Origin of the sequence: Erythrobacter sp. (genome assembly GCA_019739335.1) — a bacterium.
GTDB lineage: Bacteria > Pseudomonadota > Alphaproteobacteria > Sphingomonadales > Sphingomonadaceae > Alteraurantiacibacter.
In genome coordinates, this window is sequence record CP073261.1 from 2,213,637 (window position 1) to 2,234,821 (window position 21,185).

Sequence of the window (21,185 nt, forward strand, 5' to 3'; positions counted from 1 at the left end):
GGTCGGCACTTCGGGCGATCGCATCACCATCAAGCGCGGCTTCGCGGACAGCAATTACAGCATCGAGGCGGTGCAGTTCGATGATGGCAGCAGCTGGACGGGGGCGCAGCTTGTAACGATGGCGCTTGGCGGTACAGCCGCCAGCCAAAATCTTGTCGGCACGGCAGGCGATGATGTTATCGATGCCGCAGCCGGGGACGATACCGTCGACGGCGGAGCGGGCGACGACGACATTGCGGGCGGCGCGGACAATGACGTACTGCGCGGAGGTGCTGGCGACGATGTGCTGCGGGGCGGCACCGGGCTTGATGATCTCCAAGGTGGGGCCGGGAACGACACCTATGTGTTCAATCCGGGTGATGGGCAGGACACGATCTTGGCCGAGCGGATCGATTTCGAAGTGCTGGAATTCGGCGCAGGTATCGCCCCCGGCGATATCGGCGTTACCCGAGATGGCAACGATCTGATCCTCACCACCGGTGTCGTGGGAGACCGGATCACTTTCACCAATGGCCTGTTCAGCGATATCGAACCGCGAGCCGATGATGCTCCCGATGAAGTGCGCTTTGCCGACGGGACGGTGTGGACCACTGCACAATTGCTGGCTCTGCTACCCAACACAGCGACCGCCGGGGACGATGTCTTGCGTGGCACCTCAGGCGACGATGTGATCGATGGCTTGGCGGGTGACGACCGGATCGATGCCAGGGCAGGAAGCAACACAGTCAACGGCGGCGACGGGGACGACTATCTCACTGCGATCGGCAGCTCTACTGCCAACCGCTTCTTCGGCGATGCCGGGGATGACGAAGTGCAGGGCGGTTCGGGCGACGATCTGATCGAAGGCGGCGCCGGAGATGATCTGCTGAACGGCAGTTTGGGCAATGACACCTACCTGTTCGCGCGCGGAGATGGTCAGGACACGGTCAGCGACACTTCGGGCGCGAATATCATCCGCTTCGCCGCCGGGATCGATCCGACAGATGTTACGATTTCGCTCAACCAGTCGAATGATCTCGTCATCCGCATACTGGGTGAGGGTGAGGAACGGATCACCTACACCGGTTGGTTCCTGGGCACGCCTGGACCGATCGCGCAGATCGAATTCGATGACGGCACTGTCTGGACCAATGCCTCCATCAACACGATGGCGTTGACCGGGACGGCGGGCGGCGATTTCCTGTTCGGTCTCAATTCGACAACCGAGCCTGACACTATCTCCGGCGGCGATGGCGATGATACCATCAATGCCGAAAATGGCGACGATGTGCTGCGCGGCGACGCTGGCGACGACAGGATCTTCGCCGACAACGGCAATGACGACATCACTGGCGGCACCGGTAACGACCGGCTGGAGGGCCAGTCGGGCGACGATACCTATCGTTTCGAACTGGGTGACGGGCGCGACGAGGTTTACGATTTCGGCGGGCTGGATCGTTTCGTCTTCGGCCCCGGTATTTCGGTGGATGATCTGCTGGTGCGGACCGTCGACAGCGGCGGCGCGCTGCTGATCGAGATCGGCAGCACCGGCGATGCAATCAAGATCGTCAGCTCGGTCAATTCGGTCTCGAACCGGATCGAGAGTTTCGAATTCTATGACGGCACCGTGCTGGACTGGGCGGGGATGTTCGATCTCGCCCGTGCAGGCACGCCGGAGAACGATGTCACCACCGGCACCACGGCGGATGACCGGCTGGGCGGCAAGGCCGGTGATGATCGGCTCACCGGCCTCGGCGGCGCGGATACGCTCGACGGCGGTACGGGCGCGGATTACCTCAGCGGCGGGGTGGGCGGCGATACCTACCTCTTCAGCGCAGGCGACGGCGCGGATGTGATCGACGATCTCGGCGATGCCGGATCGGGCGTGGTCGACACACTGCGGATCGAAGGCCACGCGCTCGCCGACATGCGCTTCAGCCGCACCGGCGAGGGCGGGCGCGACCTGACAATCCGCTTCAATGACAGCACCGATGTGATTGTTATCCGTAACGGTTTCGATGCCGCCGGAACCGGGGCGATCGAGGCGATCGAGGTGCTCGCCGATGGCGTCACGCTGACTCATGCCGACGTGCTGGCCGCCTTGACCCGCGATGCCGATGTCACCGGCGCTTACCTGATCGGCGACGGCGCGGACAATACGCTGACCGGCGGCGACGGCGACGACTATATCGAAGGTGGCGCGGGTGCGGATGTGCTCGACGGCGGGCTGGGCGACGACATCTTTGGCGATGTGGCCAGCGACGATGCGGTCGATACCTACACCGGCGGCAGCGGGCGCGACACCTTCCGCTTCCTCCCCTCCGCTGTCAGCGCGGCGGCGATTGCTACCGACGTGATCACCGATTTTACGGCTGGCGACGCGGGAGACGTGATCCGGCTGGCGAGCAACAATCCCAATCCGTTCGATGCCGCTGTGCTCAAGGTGGTACAATCGGGCGCGGACGTGCTGGTGCTGCTCGCCGATCCGGGCGGCTTCGATCGCGCGATCCTGCGGTTGCAGAATGTCGATGCGACACAGTTGACGGCGTTCAACTTCGGCGGTCAGCCCTTCGATCTCGACAACGCGATCAACATTTCCGACAGCGATCTCGGCAATGTGCTGGCGGGCTCTACGCTTGACGACACGATCTTCGGCAACGGCGGCGCGGATACGATTTCCGGTCTCGCCGGGAACGATGCGCTGGCAGGTGGCAGCGGCGGCGACATCATCGACGGCGGCATCGGCAACGATCTGATCGCAGGCGACCAGGGCAGCGATACGCTGCTCGGCGGGCTGGGTGACGATATCCTGGCCGGGGGCACCGGCGATGACGTGCTGATCGGCGGCGGCGCGGGCATCACTGCGTCGGGCAACGACGTGTTCAAGGGCGGCGCGGGAGATGACAGCCTGAACGGCGGTATCAACAACGATACCTATCACTTCGGCGCGAACGATGATCGCGATGTGTTGACCGATCTGGGTGGCGACGATTCCATCGTCTTCGATGCCAGCGTGGCACCGGGCGATGTGCGCGTGGTGCAGAACGGCGACGATCTCGAACTGCGCGTCGATGGCGGAACTACCCGGATCACGCTGGCGGGTGCGCTCGGGCGTGACGGGCTGTCAGAGGTGGAATTCGTCACCTTCGACGATGGTACCGTCTGGACTTTCGCCGACCTGCTGCTCGCCTCGCAGGCGGGCGGAGCCAGGGACGACGACCTGCGGGTTGTCACCGCGCAGCAATTGCTGGGGCCGAACCTGCTGCTGAACGGCAGCTTCGAACAATACGATCCCCTGGCACCGATCGCCGACGGCATCGTTCGTTCGGATACGATTCCCGGCTGGACCGATGCCAACGGTCGGGAATTCCAGCTCAACCCGGCCGCGGTCGAAGGCGTTTCGCCCGCTGATGGGGCCTTGTGGTTCGACGGCGAAGGCTACGAAGGCAACAACGACATTTCGCAGGTCGTGTCCGGCCTCACCGCCGGGGACGAGTTCACGCTTTCGTTCGCCTATGCCAACCGTTCCAATCCCGGCGCCAACGGGGCGTTCGAGGTGTACTGGAACGGCGCGCTGGTCTTCGCGTCGAGCGAGCGGCATCTCGATATGCGCTACGCCGACCTGGTGGTGGCGGCGCAGGACGGCGACAATGTGCTGCGCTTCGTTTCGCTCGGCGCAGTGACGGGCGATGGCGACGGCTTCGGGCTCGACGATGTCTCGCTCAGGTCCATTGCCGATCCGCTTTCTGCCTCCACCTATGCCGTCAGCGGCGGGGCGGGCAATGACACCCTGACCGGAGCCTTTACCGACGATACACTGACCGGGGGCGCGGGGGACGATCTGCTGCGCGGCGGGCTGGGTGACGATACCTATGTGATCGACGGACCCGGCAGCGGGCAGGACCGGATCGAGGACAGCGACGGGATCAATACCGTGCTACTCGGGGCGGGGCAGGACCCCGCCAATGTCCGCGTTATCCGCGACGCGGACAGCCTTTCGTTGCTGTTCGACACCTTCGGTAGCCGGGTGGACCTCGCAGTCGGCACCGCTTCGGCGAGCCATTTCCGCGTGCAGTTCGATGACGGCACCGTCTGGGATGCTGCCATGCTCGATGCGCTCGCGCGGGCGACCACGGCGGGTGACGATCTTGTTTACGGAACCGACGATCTGGCCGAAGTGGTGGCCGGGCTGGGCGGCGACGACCGGATCATCACTCGTGGCGGGAACGACGATCTGGCGGGCGGGGGCGGGGTGGACCTGCTCGAAGGCGGGCTGGGTGACGATACCTATCGCTTCAATCTGGGTGACGGGCAGGATCGCATTCTCGACAGCGGCGGCGCGGCGGACGTGCTGCAACTGGGCGCGGGGATCGACCCTGACGATGTCACCGTTCAGCAATCGAGCGACGGTTCGGCGCTGATCCTCAAGATCGCCGGGACCAGTGATCGAGTGCGGATCGAGAATGCGCTCACCACCGGGCGGATCGAGACGGTGCGGTTCGACGACGGCACGCAATGGGACGTCGCACAGATGCTCGCCATGTTGCCCACCGGGCTGGATGACCGGCTGTTCGGCGATGAATTCGCCAACACCCTCGAAGGCGGCGTCGGCAGTGATCGTCTGTACGGGCGGCTTGGCAACGATACATATGTCTTCACGCGCGGCGACGGGCGCGATCTCATCAACGATGAAGCGCAATCGACTGCCGACCGGCTGGAACTGCACGGCTATCTGCCGGGCGAACTGCGTTTCGTGCGGCTGGGCAGCACCAGCGAGGACGTGGCGATCCGCTTCACCAGCAGCGATGACGAGATAATCGTTGTCGACCTGCTCGATCCGGCCAATCGCGGGATCGAAACAATCGTGCTCGACGATGGCACGACCTATACGATCGCGGATATCGCCGAGATCATCCTCGATATCCAGAGCAGCGACCGGGGTGAAGTGATCGTCGGCACCAATGGCAACGACGTGATCGAAGCCAGCAAGGGCGACGACCTGATCGAAGGGCTGGGCGGCAACGATCGTTACCTCTTCCGCGAAGGCGATGGCGACGATCGCATCAACGCCTTCGGTACCGGTGTCGATGTGCTCGAACTGCCCGACTACAATGTCGCGGATATCGAAAGCGCGGTGCGCGGCGGGCCGAACAGCGACGATCTGGTCATTACCTTCAAGGACAGCACCGACCGGCTGGTGCTGACCAAGGTGCTCGGCAGCGCGAACGGCACGGGCGGCAATAGCCTGACGATCCGCTTTGCCGACAACACGATCTGGACCCGCGCCGAGATGCGCGCCCGTGCGCTCCAGGACATCGACACCGCCGGGGACGACAACGTCGAAGGTTTCGACACCGCCGATGTTTTCATCCACAAGGCGGGCGACGATGTCCTGACCGGCAAGGGCGGATCGGACAGCTATACCTTCGGGCTGGGTGACGGCCACGACACCATCGACGATGCCAGCACCTCCACCACCGATATCGATACGCTCTACCTGCTTGATTTCGATGCCGCTGACGTTGCGGTTTCGCGGTTGTTCCGGGGCAGCGACAGTATCGAGCTGACCTTCGTGGGCAACGATGGCGACAGCCTGACGCTGATCGATGCATTGGCACCCGACGGACGCGGGATCGAGAGCTACGTGTTCGGCGATGGCACGGTGTGGGATCGCGAGATCATCCGCACGCTACTGGCAAACAATGCCCCCGTAGCCACGGAGGATGGCTATTACTCGGTCATCACCGGCAATACGCTGACCATTTCGCTCAGCGCGCTGCTGGCCAACGACTTCGATGCCGACGAAGATCCGCTCACCGTGGTTTCGGTCGATGGCGGCGCGGCGGGCACGGCGGTGCTCGACGGGCTGGGCAACGTGCTGTTCACGCCGACGGCAGGGTTCACCGGGCCGACCACGATCACCTACCGCATTGGCGACGGCAACAACGCCTTCGCTGAGGCGGAGGTCAACATCAACGTCCGCCCGATTGCACGCGCGCTGGACGATACCGGCTTCACCGTGGCGGAAGATGCCTTCCTCACCATCGACGCCAGCCGCCTACTGTCGAACGATATCGATGGGGACCGGATGATCATCGGCCAGGTGCTGAACGCGGTGAACGGCTCTGTTTCCATCGCCAGCGACGGCACGGTCAGCTTTACTCCCACCGCCAATTACAATGGCCCGGCGCAGTTCACCTATGCCGCCAACACGCCCGAAGGCGGGCGCGCCGAGGCGACAGTGTTCATGACCGTCACCCCGGTCAACGATGCGCCGATTGCGCGCAACAATTCCGGATTCACCACGCTGGAAGGGCAGGGCTTCCAGATCTTGCCGGGCTCGCTGCTGGGGAACGACAGCGATATCGATGGCGACGCGCTGACCATCGTTTCGGTGCAGTCATCAGCCACCCTGCAAGTTTCACTGCTGCCGGGCGGCACGGTGCAGGTCGAGCCAATCGATCCCTATTTCTGGGGCAATGCAAGCTTCACCTATACGATTGCCGATCCGAGCGGCGCGCAGAGCACCGCCACGGTCAATGTCTATGTCGAGCCGGTCAACCAGGTGCCCGAGGCGACCGACGACTACATCGACCAGACTCAGGCAGGTGGACCGATCCTCGAAGACAATCCGATCGTCATCAACGCCACCCAGCTGTTCGCCAACGATCCCGACCAGGATGGCGATGACCTGACGCTGGCGGGCGTGCGCAATGCCGTTGGCGGGCGCGCGCAACTGCTCGACAACCAGACGGTGCTGTTCACCCCGAACGCCAATTTCAACGGCGAGGCGAGCTTCGAATATCTCGCCAGCGACGGGCAGGGCGGTTTCGCCTGGGCCAAGGCGACGCTGGCCTATACTGCGGTGAACGACAATCCGGTGGCGCGCGACGACAGCTACACCAGCGATCAGCTCACTTTCCTGCGCGGGCCGGAAGATCTCGCCATCGATATCCCGATCATCGAATTGCTGAATAATGATTTCGACGTCGAGGGCTTTGCGGTCTTCTTCGAGAATTTCGGTTCGGCGGTGAACGGTGATGTGACGTTGGACGGCGACACCCTTACCTTCACGCCCGATCCCGATTTCTGGGGCGAAGCGAGCTTTGCCTATACCATCATCGATCCCGAAGGGCTGGTGGCGGGTGGCCGGGTCACGCTTTATTTCGACAATGTCAGCGATGCCCCGCCGGAAGCGGTGGCGGACGAGGTCTGGGTTTTCGAAGACATTCCCACCACCATTCCGATCCACGTGCTGCTCGCGAACGATGTCGATGTCGATCGCGATCCGCTGACCTTCCTCGGCTGGCGTCCACTCAACGGGCTCGGCGACGTGTTCACATTCGGCGGCGAAGCGGCAGGCCCGCTCAATGGCACGCTTGAATACGATGTGGACGGCAACCTGCTGTTCACGCCGAACCGCGATGCCACCTTCTCTTCGGGCTTCGTTTACGGCGTAACCGACAATATCGAAGGCTCATCAGAGGGCTTTGTCGATATCGTCATCATCCCGTCGAACGACGATCCGACGGTGGTTTACGACAGCGGCTTCGTCACCCCGTTCGACATTCCGCTGGCGATCAATGTTGCCGATCTGCTGTTCAACGATTTCGATATCGAGCAGGCCGACCACGACGGTGACGGGATCATCGACGATGATCTGGACGATCCCGATCGCGCGCGGCCCGAATTCGTCGCCGTGCTGGCGGTGCTCGATCCGGTCGAACTGGCGCAGGGCAACCGGGTGCAGGTCGGCACTTTCGAGATCGTGCCGTTCCGTGGCGAGCAGTTCCTCGTCGCCCGGTTCGATCCGGGATTCAGCGGCGAGATCGTGATCGAATACCTGATCCGCGACGAGGAAGGCCTGCTCGATGTCGGCTTCGCTTCCGCGCACGTGGCACCGGTCTACTCGGGCGAGCTGGCGGGCACGCCGTTCATCGATTACCTCGAAGGCAATGCGCTGGATGAAACGATCTGGGGCTATCGCCGTGACGACCTGATCCTCGGCAAGGACGGCAACGACGTTATCTACGCTGCCGACGGCAACGACGTTGTCGATGCCGGCAATGGTGACGACTGGATCGACGGCGGCGACGGCGGCGATCACATCACCGGCGGCGCGGGCTTCGATACGGTCAGCTTTGCCGGGTCGAACATCGGCGTGCGTGCCGACCTTGAATCGCGCGTGGGCCAGGGCGGCTTTGCGCAGGGCGATACCTATATCGGGATCGAGGCGCTTTCGGGCACCCGCTTCGCTGATATCTTGGGCGGCGACGGGGAAGCGAATACGCTCTCAAGTCTCGAAGGCAATGACCTGCTCGAAGGGCGCGGCGGAATCGACCTGCTGCTCGGCGGCGAGGGTGACGACACGCTCGACGGCGGCACCGGCGGAGACGTGCTCGACGGCGGCCTCGGCTCCGACACGGCGAGCTATTTCTTCTCCGATGCCGGCGTCACCGTGTCGCTGATCGACGATACGGCGAGCGGCGGCTGGGCCGAGGGTGACGAACTCGACAGCATCGAAAACCTGATCGGTACCGAACACGCCGACAGCCTCACCGGCGATGACGGCGACAACCTGCTCGACGGCGGGCGGGGCGACGACATTCTGATCGGCCTTGACGGCGATGACGTGCTGATCGGCGGTCGCGGAGCGGACCAGCTGCTCGGCGGCGAAGGCGTGGACACCGCCGACTACTCGCTCTCGAACCTCGGAATCGTGATCGACATGGTCGACGGCAGCGCCAGTTCGGGCGACGCCGAGGGCGACACCTTCTCCTCGATCGAGATCGTCATCGGTTCCAACCAGAACGACACGATTCGCGGCGACGACCAGGACAACATCATCCGCGGCAACCTGGGTGCGGACATTATCGATGGCCGTGGCGGGTTCGATACCGCCGACTATTCGGGCGCGGACAATGGCGTGGTGGTCGATCTCTCCACCGGCACTGGTTCGGCGGGCGAAGCGCTGGGCGATACGCTGTTCGGGATCGAGAAGCTGGTCGGCTCCAGCTGGATCGATACCTTCGTCGGCAGCGATCTGGGCGACACTTTTGACGGGATGTTCGGCAACGACCTGCTGATGGGCGGGCTGGGTTCGGACATTTACCTGTTCGGGCTCGACAGCGCCGAGGATACCATCACCGAGCTCGGCAATGCCGCCGATATCGACCGGGTGGTCTTCGATGCCGAAGTGCTCACCAGCGGGGTCTCGCTGATCCGCTTCGGCGACGACCTGTTCATCGAACTGGAGCGCGATGACGGATTCCTGATCGATACGATCACCGTCACCGATCACTTCCTCGGCGCGGCGAACGGGATCGAGGAGATCGTGTTCGCCGACGGCACCGTGTGGGATGCGGCCTTCATCGCCGCCAACCTGCGCCCCGGCCGCTTCAACGCACAGGACGATATCGTCCGCATTGCGACCGAGGACCAGCCGGTCCTGATCGATCCGGCAGACCTGATCGAAAACGACGCCGCTGATATTACCAACATCACCTTCGTCGGAGTCTCTGCGCCCAAATTCGGCACGGTGTCGGTGAATGCCGATGGCATGATCGTGTTTCAGGGCGTGCAGGATCACAACGGCGACGCCTTCTTCAACTACACTGTGGAAGACGAATTCGGCCGCCGCTCCACCGCGCGGGTCGAGGTCAACCTTGCCCCGGTCAACGATGCCCCGGTGGCGGTGGACGATCCGCTGCAATATGGCGTGGAAGACATTCCGCTGCGTATCCGGGTCGAGAACCTGCTGGCGAACGATTACGATGTCGATGGCGATGCCGAGCAGGAAGGCCTGCGCATCGTCGAGATCCTGCCGCTGACCAATCTGGCCGGTGATCCGATCGATCCGTACAAGAACAACGATTACAGCTTCACCGCCACGCACGTCTCGGCCAAGCTGGACGGCGATTACATCGAGTTCATCCCGCGCCCCGATTACTTCGGCTTCGCCGGATTCCGCTATGTGCTGGAAGACAATTCGGGCGCGCAATCGACCGCCGATGTCGAAATCTACTTCTCCCCGGTCAACGATGCTCCGCGCATCGGCCGGCACGAGAAGAGCGTCCGGCTGGAGCAGACTACCACGATCACCATCGATGACATCATGCGCCATGTGTATGATATCGAAGGCGATGATTTCGAGTTCGTGGGCCTTGTCGGCGGGGCGGACGAAAATCCCACCTCCAACGGCTCGCTGACCTTCGACGAAGCGACCGGCGTGATCGACTACACGCCGGCCCGTCTCGGCGCCTCGGTGATCGAATTCGAAGTGATCGATGCGCGCGGCCTTTCCGCCGTTCTGCAATACAATATCAGGGTGCGCCCGCTCAACGATCCGCCAAAGGCGATGGACGATTACGGCCTGCGCACGCTCGAAGACACCGTGTTGCTGATCGATCCGGCCACGCTGCTGCTCAACGATACCGACGAAAATGGCGACGTGCTCTCCTTCGAGAGCATTTCGCGCTTCGCGGTGAACGGGAAGGTGCGGTTGAACGAGGACGGGATGATCGAATTCAGCCCGCGCGACAGCTTCAACGGTCCGGCCAGCTTCGAATATACCATCACCGATGCTTTCGGGGCGACCGACAGCGCCACCGTCCACATCACCATCCTGCCGCGCAACGATGCGCCCGTGGTGCGCGATGACGTGGCGGCGGGGATCGAGGATTTCTCCACCTACATCATCCCCGCCGAAGCCTTCGGCAACGATCTCGACCGCGATGGCGACGTGATCTTCTACAATTTCACCGAAGTGCTGGGCGAACTGGAATTCCGCTTCCTCTCGCCCGATTACAGCGTGGAAGCTCGAAGCGACAATAACGGCGAACTGCCGGGCTGGCTGGCCTTCGACGAAGCCACGCTCACTTTCGTCGGCGTAGTGCCGGACGGCCTGACCGCGCCGGTCGAAGTGGTGGTGTTCCTCCGCGATCCGTCCAACGGGGCAACGCATCCGTTCCGCTTCGCCTTCGACCCGACCGATCAGGATGTGGTGGACGAGTTGGCCACCGGGTTCTCGGTCGAAGAAGACGTGCTCGGCGGATTCAGCGTCCGCGAACCCTTCGCCACGAGCTTCGAATTCGGCGCGGATACGCTGGGCGACGATGTCACCGTGGAGGCCACGCTGGCCGATGGCTCGCCACTGCCAACCTGGCTGGTGTTCGATGCCGCCACGCTCAGCTTCAGCGGCACACCGCCGTTGGACGTGACCGATCCGTTCGATGTCGAACTGACCTTCACCACCCCCGGCGCGGGTGGCCCGGTGACGTTCGAGGAAACTCTCTCCATCGATCCAGCCACTGTCGCCGCAGGGGTCGCCTACAACAGCGACATTGCCCTGTTCGATCTGGGTGCGGGCGAGTGGAAGGTCTCGCTCGCAAGCAGCCGCGACCTGCCCGACTGGCTGGAATTCGACTATGCCACGATGACGCTGGCGAAATCAGGCTTCGAACCCGATGAGGATGCGCCGGTTGCCCGCGTGCAGATCACCTGGGTTCCCGACAGGGAGCAGCAGGTTGACGAGGACACCTGGCTTTCCACCACGCGCGGCTTCACGCTGGAATTCGTGCTCAATCCGGACGACCCCATCGATCCGGCAATCAATGCGCTGTTGCAGAACCTGCCGTTCTTTGCCGAACAGGGGCTGTTCGCGCTCGACCTGGGCGGGGCGACCAGCCTCGATTCCACCCGCGAAAGCGGTGCGCCGCTCAATTCGTGGCTCGATTTCGACGGCGAGACTTTCGGCTATTCCGGCACTCCTGCCAGCGAATATGTCGGCGCGGTGCCGGTGCGGATCGATGTCGGCGGCAACGGCTCCAGCCTGCCGACCATGTCGATCATCACCGAAGTGGTGGTCGACCCGACCTTCACCGTGGTGGAGAACAACCTGCTCGGCGGCAGCGACGATGGCGAACGCATCGAACTGAGCACGCCGGAGGATTACAACGGTGCCATCGTGATCCGCTACGGCGCGGAAGACGAAAAGGGCGGGATTTCGGAGGACGATGCCTTCATCGTCTTCAACACCCGCCCGGCCGCCGAACGGCCCGATCCGCGCAACGACGCCTTCGACCTGTTCGAAGAGGGCACGATCACTTTCGACGTGGTGGAACTGCTCGCCAACGACCGCGACGACGACGGTGACGCGATGCGGGTGATCGCGATTGCCGATGCCGCCAACGGCGCATTGGTCATCAACGAAGCGGTGGTAACGCTGGACGGCGCTGCTCTGGTGACAGAAGTTGCTGGTGGCAGCTATTCGGCGCGGCTGGTCGGCGGCGCAGCGCTGCCGGACTGGATGGCGATCGATCCCGCCACCGGCCTGATTACCGCCACGGTCCCGCTGGCTACGCTGGCGAGCTTCGCCATCGAGATCACCCATTCGGACGGCACGCTGAGCAATACGGCCACCACGAACTGGGCACTCGACGGCAACGACGGGGCAACCGTCACCTACACGCCCGACAGCGCCTATTCGGGCGTCGACAGCGTCACCTACACCGTCACCGATGACCGCCAGGGCAGTTCGACCGGGCAGATCGCCTTCAACGTCCAGCCGCTGTTCGATCCGCCGGTCGCCAATCTCGACCGGGTCAACGGGCTGGAAGACACGGCTCTGGTGATCGATCCCGCCACGCTGCTGGCGAACGATATCGATTACGATGGCGATACCATCACCTTCATCGACGTGCGCAATCCCGTGGGCGGGACGGTGTTCTTCGATGGCACGAACATCTTGTTCAACCCGACGCCGAACACGCAAGGGACAGCGACTTTCGAGTATCTGGTTACGGACAGTGTCCACGGCACCAGCGTCGGGCTGGTGGAAGTCAACGTGGTCAGCACCAGCCGCGCGCCGGTGGCGGTGCTCGATCACTTCGACACGGTGGAGGACACGCCGTTCGAATTCACCATTGCCGACCTGCTCGGCAACGATTTCGATCCCGATGGCGACACCTTCAGCTTCGTATCGCTGAACAAGGTTGGCGCGGAAAGCCGATTGCAGGAACTGCCCGACGGGCGCTGGCAATTCGTGCCGGAGGAAAACGTCACCGGCTTGCAGACCTTCCGCTACACGATCAGCGACGGTCGGCGGACGGTCAACGGCTTGATCGAATTCGATATTGCCGCCGTCAACGACGCGCCGATCGCCAATCAGGACGGCATCTATTTCGCCGATCAGGACACGCCGCTGGTGATCGATCTGGCCGAACTGATCGCCAATGATCGCGATGTGGAAGGCGATGCCTTCACCCTCGTCGAAGTGTTCGACGGTGACAACGGCACGGTCCAGCAGGTCGGCGATACCGCCGTGTTCCTCGGCCGCGAGGGCTATTTCGGCGATGGCGGCTTCCATTACCGTGTCACCGACGAATTCGGCGCGACCTCCATCGGCTTTGTCGAGATCATCGTTCTGCCCGAATTCGAGCTGCCAATTGCGGTCTCCGATGCCGGGTTCGAAGTGCTGGAAGATACCTTCATCGATATCGATCCCGCCTTCCTGATGGCCAACGATTACGTTCCCGAAGACACGATCCCGACTTTCCTCGGCCTCGCCGGACCGGGGGTCACGCTGCTCGACAACGGGCTCTATCGCGTCACCCCGCTGGCGGATTTCTTCGGCACGCTGACGCTGACCTATGCGATTACCAACGAGAGCGGCTTCGCCATCCCGACCACGGTGACCATCGAAGTGCTGGGCGCGCCGGACAATCCGGTGGCGACCGACGATACCTTCAGCCTGGTTGAAGACACCCCGTTGACGATTTTTACCACGGCGCTGCTCGAAAACGATTTCGATGTCGACCGGCAGGCCTTCACCATCAGCCGCCTGCTCGGCAGCAGCGGCGTGAGCGTAGTGGACAACGGCATTGGCCAGTTGGTCATCACGCCGGGAGCCAACGCGATCGGCCCGGCCTGGTTCGAATACGAGATCCGCGACAGCAGCGGCGCGACCGACGTGGCGCGGGTGAACCTCACCATCGCCGCGCGCAACGATGCGCCGCAAATCGGGGCGATCCCGGCGTTCGAGGGGACCGAGGACACTCCGTTCGCCTTCACCTTGCCGCGCTCGCTTGTCACCGATGCCGATGGCGATGCGCTGGTGCTCGAACTGCGCAGCCCCGGCGGCGGCGCGCTGCCTGCGTGGATCGCCTACAATTCGCTGACCGGAGCGATCACCGGCACGCCGCCGCTGAACTTCAACGGTGATGTGACGCTCGAATTCGCGGCTTTCGACGGCGAAGTCGAAACTTTGAAGCAGGTGGTTCTGAGTTTTGCTCCGGTGAACGATGCACCGAGCGTAACTGCTCCGATCGCTGATTTCGAGGTAGCCACGGGTGAAAGCGTAAGCCTGGTCGTGCAGCCGCTCACATTTACCGATGCCGAAGGCGATCTGCTTACCATTACGGCAAGGCTCGTGGGTGGGGATCCGCTACCCGGCTGGTTAAGCTTTGACGGCAATGCGTTTACAGGCACGCTGCCAAACAATCTTTCCGCTACTTACGAAATCGAGCTGACCGCCGACGATGGGGTGCTGACGCAAACCGAGGTTTTCGTAATCACAGCCATCGATCTCAACTTGAATCCGGTAGCCATTGATGATGGCCCGCTGACCGGCACGGGTGACCGGCTGCGAATTGATCCCGTATGGCTGTTGGCCAATGACAGCGATCCGGACAACGACAACTTTGCGATCATCTCGGTGCAGGGGAGCAACGCGGGAACGGTATTCATCGATACCGATGGCTTCGTCGTGCTGGATCGGATCATTACATTCGCTGGGAACGCGACATTCACTTACACCATAAGCGATGGCTTCCTGACCGATACCGCAACGGTCAGTGCAAACATCACCAACCGTTTCGGCGGGTTTGCCGAGGGCACCGACGGCAGTGACGCGGTAAGCGGAAACGATACGCAGAGCTTCAGCTATTACGGCCGTGGTGGCGACGATGGAGTGCGCGGTGGAGCGCTTGATGATCGGTTGGCCGGGGCCGAAGGCAATGATGTCCTGCGAGGGCGCGGCGGCAATGATTCGTTCTGGGGCCTCCAGGGCGATGATCGCATTTTCGGCGATGACGGCACCGATACCGCCTATTTCGATGGCAATTTCGCCGATTTTGACATCACAATAACACAGCCCGGTTTTGTGGTGGTGACTGATCTCGACGCTACCGACGCGGGAGATGAAGGAACGGACACGCTGCTGGGCGTCGAATTCCTTGTCTTCGGTGATGGCACGGTGATCGAAGCTCTTTCGCTGTTCCCGGCAAGACCTGTGCTGGCTGTGCCTATGGCGGACATCCAGGTACCAGAGAACCAGCCGGTTTCCTTCACCATCCCGACCGGAATGTTCACCGATCTGAACGGCGACACCCTCACATTGACAGCGATCGCCGTGGGCCAACGCTGGCCGAGTTGGCTGACGTTTGACGGAACCACCTTCAGCGGCATGCCCCCCACCGGCCTTGATGGATTTTACGATATCCGCATTTATGCCAGTGACGGCACCAGTGCCTATCGGGCCCAGGATCTGTTCCGGCTGACTATCTATCCAGTCCCGGTGGCCCCAGTCGCAACCGATGACGGGCCGTTCATCGGATATGACGGACGATTGCTGATCCCGATTGCCGATGTGCTTGCCAACGACATTGATGAAAACCGCGATGTGCTGTTCGTATCGGCCGTCTCGGGCGGTGCGAACGTAACTGCAGTGATCAATGGCGATCTCATCGAGGTCACGTCGGCTCCAGGTTTCCTTGGCAGCGACACCATCACCTATACGCTATCCGACGGCACCTTCACCGATACCGCCACTATCTCCCTCGCCTTCATAGATTCACCCTATTCGGGGTTCGTGGAAGGCACCGAGTCCGACGACGAGCTGAGGGGCGACCTGTACTCTGCCAACCTGATAAACGCATTGGGCGGGGACGACCTGGTCGTTGGCGGTGGTGAGGTCGACAGGCTTGTCGGGGGGCGTGGCGACGACGCGCTTCAAGGCCGCGGGGGCGACGATGAACTCTGGGGCAACGAAGGAAATGACTTCCTCTACGGCGGGCTCGGTATCGATACCGCGCACTATTCCGGGTTCTCGACGGATTACGTACTTGATCTGACCCGCAATCAGCCGATCATCAGGGACAATCGGCCGGATAGTTATGGCAACGACGGTCAGGATTGGCTGATCGGCATTGAGCGTCTTTATTTCGCAGCGGATAACGTGACCATTTCCCTCGCTGCACCGATAGTGCTCGATCTTGATCGCAACGGCATCGTGACCTCGACAACCTCGACGACCACGGCTGCGTTCGATTTCGACGGCGATGGAAGAGCCGATCGGACTGCCTGGATTGGCGCTGGCGATGCCTTCCTGTTCATCGATCGCGACGGGGACGGGACCGTGAGCGACGCGGGCGAGCTGAGCTTCCTCGCCGATAGTCCGGGCGCGCTGACCGATCTTGCCGGTTTGCGGAGTTTTGACAGCAGCGGTGATGGCGTGCTCGACACTGCAGACCATGGATTCGGTGCATTCGGTGTCTGGCAGGATGCCGATAGCGATGGGGTCGTGGACGAAGACGAAGTCTCGTCACTGGTCGCTGCCGGAATTGCTGCGATCGGACTTTCCGCCACTTTACCGGATGCCAACAATGGTATCGATGGAGTGACCATAGTTCAGCAGGGCAGTTTCACCTTTACCGATGGCACCAGCGCCACCTTCTATGACGCTGCTCTGGCGTATGTGCCAACCTTCGCCTCCAGCCAGCGCGTGGGTGGAGGTAACGCGGTTGCACTGGGCGCTGGTCAGACATCGGAATGGCTCGGCATTCAGGGCAATCAGGAGCAACAGTTAGGCCGGAGTGTTCTCGAAGGAGATTCGCGCGGGGAATGGCTCGACTATGGTATTAGCGTGGGGGGACGCGACTGGCTCGATGCACTCGGGCGACACAACCCGCTCTCCGATCCGTTCGCACACGAAGTGTTGCAACTGTGGCGGGACGATAGCTTCGGCTGATCGACTGATCGTGCTGCGGCTGGACCGGATGCCCGGCACTTTGCGCGCGGTCGCCGTGAGCCGTCTTGGAGGCAATTTCGCCCCGCACATTTTGGCGAAATCCGGGCTTTCCTCCACCAAACCAAAGTGGGCCGACCCGCGCTCCGATCCAGCTTCGGGATAGGTGCTTTCGTCAAATGCGAGCCTCCCTTTGCTTCGTCTCACGCTAGCCTCCGTTCAGCGCGTCGGTCTCCTTATTCTGGGCGCTGAGTTGCACTTCAGCTTTCGCATTCAACTCTCTGGAAAAGAAGGACAAACAGGTAAGACAGTTGGTCAGGTTGGATTGCCGACTAACCAAGGTTAACGGAACGAACTCCTTAATGGGACATTACAGAAGGGTATCCCCGCAGGAGAGTAAAATGAGCTTCAACCCCTTGAAAGAGAGTGGAATTCCGATCGACCGGCAGCTACGAAACTGGTCTGAGCTGAACACTGCTCCTTACGATACCAGGGCGGTAGATCCCTACACCCGCTGCCGCGTAATTGCGATGAACGGCATCGAGGTTGAAGCCATCATCAACTCGCATCAGTTCGCCCGGCACACTGCGGACACCGGCATCAAGCAGAACCTTGCCATGGTCCGCCGGATCGAACAGCAGCAGCAGAAGGCAATCAACTGGCTGTTACCGAGCGACGAAACCACGCTTGAACGTACGATCGGCTATGAGCAGGTGGCCGTCGATCTGACTTCGTGGCTCGCCCGGCACGAACCCGATCCGTATCTGAAGAAGGTCTATGACTTCGCCCTGCTCGAGGATTTCGACCACCTCTATCGCTACGCCAACCTGATGGATCTGCTGGGCGAGCGACGGAAAGCCGAGGATATCACCGGTGAATTGACCGAGATCCTTCCGGGCCGACCGACCATTTTCCAGCACCGCCACCCGCATGACGAATTGCGCCGGCCGATGACCCTGAAGGCGGCCGATACCCAGTCGGTGATGAATGCGATCACCATCGTTTCTGCCGAACAGCAGACCATGAATTTCTACATGAATTCGGGCAACATTCCCGAAAATCCGCTGGCCCGCGCGCTCTATCTCGAGATCGCGCAGATCGAGGAGGAGCACGTAACGCATTACGAATCCATCCTCGATCCCACGCTTGGCTGGCTCACCAATCTGGTGCTCCACGAATACAACGAATGCTGGCTCTACTGGTCCTGCATGGTGACCGAGGATGACAACCGTATCCGGGCACTGTGGGAACTGCATCTCAACATGGAGATCGAACACCTGCGCCTGGCCTGCGAAATGCTGAAGGAAATCGACGGGATCGATCCCGAAAGCTTCCTGCCGGAAAGCGGAATGCCCGATCCGCTGAAGTTCGAACCGAACAAGGAGTATGTCCGGAAGGTTCTCGAAGATACGATCGCCTGGACATCCTACGATGCGCAGTTCGTCCCCGTGGGCGAGCTGCCTCCCGGTCACCGCTATTTCGATTACCAGCAAAAGGTGAATGCGGGCGGCGTTCCCACCGAGCAGGTCATCGAGCGGATGCGTGCGGAAAACGGGCATGAATACCGTTCCGCCAGCGAAGGCCCGCACCCGGTTGCTTCGCTGCGCGAGGACGGTCAGCACGACGAACTCGACTATCACCGTGCGGACGCGCGCGCCGCCGAACTCCAGGAGGCATGAACAATGGCCGGAGAAATCAGGAACACCGTGAACAAGCTGACGGATAGTCTTGGCGGCACTGCGGGCAAGTTGAGCGCCGCAAGCACCACCGGAGCCGATAGCTTCGTCGAGAACGCGGCCATCGGTGACCGGTACGAGATCGAGGCCGCCCGGATCGCACTTGCGCGCTCGGGCAACGAGACGGTCCGGAGTGTCGCCCGAAAGATGATTGCCGATCACACCACCAGCACCCACCACCTGCAAGCCGCGCTGGAGATGAACGAAGCCGAAGGCGTGGCCTCTCCACCGCACAGTCTGGATTCTCGTCGCCAGACGATGCTCGATCACTTGGCGGAGGCGCCGGATGACGCCTTCGACAAGACCTACATAGACCAGCAGCTCCTCGCTCACGAGGAAACAGTCTCGCTGTTCCGCAGCTACGCCGAGGGCGGGGACAATGCGCAATTGCGCTCGGTTGCGCTTGGGGCGCTCCCGGTTGTCGAACGCCATCTCAACCATGTGCAGATCGTTCGAAAGCAGTTCTGAATCACCCGTCCAACCGGCGGAGGCTTTTGCAGCACCGCCATTTCGAGGAGAATGTGAATGTCATTTCTGGATAGAGTCGCCGCCGCCGTCACCCCTGCGGCGTCCGATGAACAGCGCGCCGAGGCCCGGCGCCGGGTCGACGAACTTGCCGTGGGTGAACCCTGGCTGGGCATGATCGTGGAGCAGCACCGCAAGATCGAGTCGCTGTTCGAACAGGCGAGATCGGCCACCGACGTCGCCAGCCGCGAACGCACCGTCAAGCAACTGGCTACCGAACTGACCGGCCACGCAACGGCTGAAGAGGCAGTGGTCTATCCGATTGTTTCCGAAGACAGCGGCAAGACCCATGCGGGTATGGCCTACGAAGAGCACGCGATGACGAAAATCCAGCTCGCCAAGCTGGAGCAGATCGATCCCATGAGCGCCGAATGGGAAGAGAAGCTGGAGCACATCCGCGGTGCCGTTCAGCAGCACATCTACCAGGAGGAGGATAGCTGGCTGCCGGATGTGGTGCAGAATTCGTCACCCGAAAAACGGGCGCTGCTCAACCGCCGCTATGCAGAAGAATATGAACGCTACTGCGGGACCGGATCGGTTCCCACGGTCGCATGATGGGTCGTTCACGCCGGATTGCTGCCTCCTCGCAGTGACCCGGCGAACGCCGCCTCAAAACTCATGCAGCCTTGGTGGCACAGCGCGTGACCACAACCGCGTCCTCGAAGTCGAGGCGATGGACGAGTTGGCCGCCAGTATCCTGCACGTCGAGATGATAATCCAGCTTGATCCGCCCTTCGCGCGCGTCGTGGCTGATGATCTCCCGCGCTTCCCGCAAGGTGGCTGCGGCGACTGCCTCCATGTCCGGAAGCTCCCGGCCATCCGGATCGAGGAGCAGATCCTGCCCGTCACGTAAGTGGAAAAAATATCTGGCCATTGCGGATTTCCAAGCTTTGGAGGGCGGGAGCGCGATCATCTCCCAGCCGCCAGAGCCCTTGCCAATCCGACGATTTGCCCATCTTGCACGATCTCAGGCAAATAGCTATCATTGCATCGAATAACATAACAAATGTTAGTCCGTTTCGTGATTTCCTATGTTATAGAAGCTCTATCGCCAGAACGTCTATCAGGGTCTCCGGCGACTGAGAGTTGATTTGTGCTCCCGCCCACGCGTCGGGAGAAAACTATGGCTACGCGCCACCCACTCGAATTGCTCGTTCGCAGCCTTGAGCTGAGATCACCTTTCTCGGAGGATGACCGCCAGGCGTTGCTGGCTCTTCCCCATAATCTGCGCACGCTGGAATCTTCAAGCTACCTCGTCCGTGAAGGCGAGCCGCCCACCCATTGCGGGGTCCTCGTTTCCGGCTACGCCTATCGCCAGAAGATCACCCGCGCCGGAACCCGGCAGATCATCGCCATCCATATCCCCGGCGACGCGGTCGATTTCCAGAACCTCCTGCTCGATACCGCCGATCACAGCGTACAGATGCTCACCCGTGGCGAAGTCGCGCTCGTCCCGCGCGACGCGCTGCGGGACCTGACGCGCTCCAGCCCGCAGATCGGCGAAGCCATTTTCGTGAAGACGCTGGTGGAAGCCGCGATTTTTCGCGAATGGGTGGTCAATGTCGGGCGGCGGCAAGCGCCCGAACGGATCGCCCATATCCTGTGCGAACTCGGCTGCCGCCTCGATGCGATGGGGCTGGCCGAGGGATACGGGTATACCCTGCCGATGACGCAGGAGGAACTGGGCGATGCGGCAGGGCTTACCCCGGTGCACGTCAACCGCACGCTCAAGATCCTTGCCGCTGCCGGGCTGATCGTACGCGACCGGCGCAGCATCAGCTTCCCCGACTGGCGAAAAGTGCGTGACGCCGCCGATTTCAATGAACGCTATCTCCATCTGGGAGTTCAGCAATACAAGCAAGCAGCGGGCTGAGGCAGCGCGCAGCTCGCGACAGCCAATCGGGCTAACCGGCTTGCCAGTA

6 protein-coding genes and 21 pseudogenes are annotated in these 21,185 nt (G+C 62.0%); 26 read left to right on the forward strand and 1 reads right to left on the reverse strand.

The features are described 5' to 3' along the window. Positions 1-118: 118 nt before the first annotated feature. From JY451_10835 to JY451_10955, 25 genes and pseudogenes are all read left to right on the forward strand, one after another. Positions 119-235 (forward strand): annotated as a pseudogene (locus JY451_10835) (calcium-binding protein). Positions 236-259: 24 nt separating this feature from the next. Next, positions 260-754 (forward strand): annotated as a pseudogene (locus tag JY451_10840) (hypothetical protein). A 57-nt stretch (positions 755-811) separates the two neighbouring features. After that, a pseudogene (locus tag JY451_10845) lies at positions 812-1,135 on the forward strand (hypothetical protein). Positions 1,136-1,147: 12 nt separating this feature from the next. Further along, positions 1,148-1,300: pseudogene (locus JY451_10850) on the forward strand (calcium-binding protein). A gap of 24 nt (positions 1,301-1,324) precedes the next feature. Continuing rightward, a pseudogene (locus tag JY451_10855) lies at positions 1,325-1,621 on the forward strand (hypothetical protein). A gap of 3 nt (positions 1,622-1,624) precedes the next feature. Then, positions 1,625-1,801: pseudogene (locus JY451_10860) on the forward strand (hypothetical protein). Between the two features lie 147 nt (positions 1,802-1,948). Continuing rightward, a pseudogene (locus tag JY451_10865) lies at positions 1,949-2,218 on the forward strand (hypothetical protein). A 408-nt stretch (positions 2,219-2,626) separates the two neighbouring features. Further along, positions 2,627-2,818: pseudogene (locus JY451_10870) on the forward strand (peptidase M10, serralysin-like protein). A 39-nt stretch (positions 2,819-2,857) separates the two neighbouring features. Then, a pseudogene (locus tag JY451_10875) lies at positions 2,858-3,157 on the forward strand (hypothetical protein). 429 nt (positions 3,158-3,586) lie between these two features. After that, positions 3,587-3,850: pseudogene (locus JY451_10880) on the forward strand (hypothetical protein). A gap of 234 nt (positions 3,851-4,084) precedes the next feature. Further along, positions 4,085-4,510 (forward strand): annotated as a pseudogene (locus JY451_10885) (hypothetical protein). Further along, positions 4,511-4,627, forward strand: a pseudogene (locus JY451_10890) (calcium-binding protein). A gap of 297 nt (positions 4,628-4,924) precedes the next feature. Then, positions 4,925-5,269, forward strand: a pseudogene (locus JY451_10895) (hypothetical protein). Beyond that, a pseudogene (locus JY451_10900) lies at positions 5,270-7,447 on the forward strand (tandem-95 repeat protein). Between the two features lie 558 nt (positions 7,448-8,005). Then, positions 8,006-8,404: pseudogene (locus tag JY451_10905) on the forward strand (calcium-binding protein). A gap of 303 nt (positions 8,405-8,707) precedes the next feature. Continuing rightward, positions 8,708-8,878: pseudogene (locus JY451_10910) on the forward strand (hypothetical protein). A gap of 384 nt (positions 8,879-9,262) precedes the next feature. Then, a pseudogene (locus JY451_10915) lies at positions 9,263-10,000 on the forward strand (cadherin-like domain-containing protein). Between the two features lie 93 nt (positions 10,001-10,093). Continuing rightward, a pseudogene (locus tag JY451_10920) lies at positions 10,094-10,735 on the forward strand (tandem-95 repeat protein). 1,401 nt (positions 10,736-12,136) lie between these two features. Then, positions 12,137-13,438 (forward strand): annotated as a pseudogene (locus JY451_10925) (tandem-95 repeat protein). Between the two features lie 54 nt (positions 13,439-13,492). Then, a pseudogene (locus tag JY451_10930) lies at positions 13,493-14,002 on the forward strand (tandem-95 repeat protein). A 180-nt stretch (positions 14,003-14,182) separates the two neighbouring features. Continuing rightward, positions 14,183-14,845 (forward strand): annotated as a pseudogene (locus tag JY451_10935) (cadherin-like domain-containing protein). Positions 14,846-15,703: 858 nt separating this feature from the next. Continuing rightward, complete coding sequence (locus JY451_10940; GenBank protein ID QZH76686.1) at positions 15,704-17,005, forward strand: hypothetical protein; 1,302 nt, start codon at positions 15,704-15,706, stop codon at positions 17,003-17,005. A 398-nt stretch (positions 17,006-17,403) separates the two neighbouring features. Beyond that, complete coding sequence (locus JY451_10945) at positions 17,404-18,681, forward strand: hypothetical protein (GenBank protein ID QZH74211.1); 1,278 nt, start codon at positions 17,404-17,406, stop codon at positions 18,679-18,681. Positions 18,682-18,684: 3 nt separating this feature from the next. Beyond that, complete coding sequence (locus JY451_10950) at positions 18,685-19,206, forward strand: DUF4142 domain-containing protein (GenBank protein ID QZH74212.1); 522 nt, start codon at positions 18,685-18,687, stop codon at positions 19,204-19,206. Positions 19,207-19,263: 57 nt separating this feature from the next. Continuing rightward, positions 19,264-19,818 carry a hemerythrin domain-containing protein gene (locus tag JY451_10955; protein ID QZH74213.1) on the forward strand — a complete coding sequence of 185 codons (555 nt, stop codon included), beginning with the start codon at positions 19,264-19,266 and terminating at the stop codon, positions 19,816-19,818. A gap of 61 nt (positions 19,819-19,879) precedes the next feature. Here the strand turns inward: JY451_10955 and JY451_10960 are convergent, their stop codons facing one another. Further along, positions 19,880-20,137, reverse strand: coding sequence for a hypothetical protein (locus JY451_10960; protein QZH74214.1), 258 nt, complete (start codon positions 20,135-20,137; stop codon positions 19,880-19,882). 249 nt (positions 20,138-20,386) lie between these two features. On the opposite strand from JY451_10960, the gene JY451_10965 reads away from it, so the two are divergent. Next, positions 20,387-21,136: a Crp/Fnr family transcriptional regulator gene (locus JY451_10965; GenBank protein QZH74215.1), complete on the forward strand. Its 750-nt coding sequence runs from the start codon at positions 20,387-20,389 to the stop codon at positions 21,134-21,136. Positions 21,137-21,185: the final 49 nt, after the last annotated feature.

Excerpts from the sequence above, each read along its gene's own strand:
- JY451_10945 (QZH74211.1), top strand. The coding sequence starts at position 17,404 with ATGAGCTTCAACCCCTTGAAAGAGAGTGGAATTCCGATCGACCGGCAG.
- JY451_10965 (QZH74215.1), top strand. The coding sequence starts at position 20,387 with ATGGCTACGCGCCACCCACTCGAATTGCTCGTTCGCAGCCTTGAGCTG.
- JY451_10955 (QZH74213.1), top strand. The coding sequence starts at position 19,264 with ATGTCATTTCTGGATAGAGTCGCCGCCGCCGTCACCCCTGCGGCGTCC.
- JY451_10960 (QZH74214.1), bottom strand. The coding sequence starts at position 20,137 with ATGGCCAGATATTTTTTCCACTTACGTGACGGGCAGGATCTGCTCCTC.
- JY451_10950 (QZH74212.1), top strand. The coding sequence starts at position 18,685 with ATGGCCGGAGAAATCAGGAACACCGTGAACAAGCTGACGGATAGTCTT.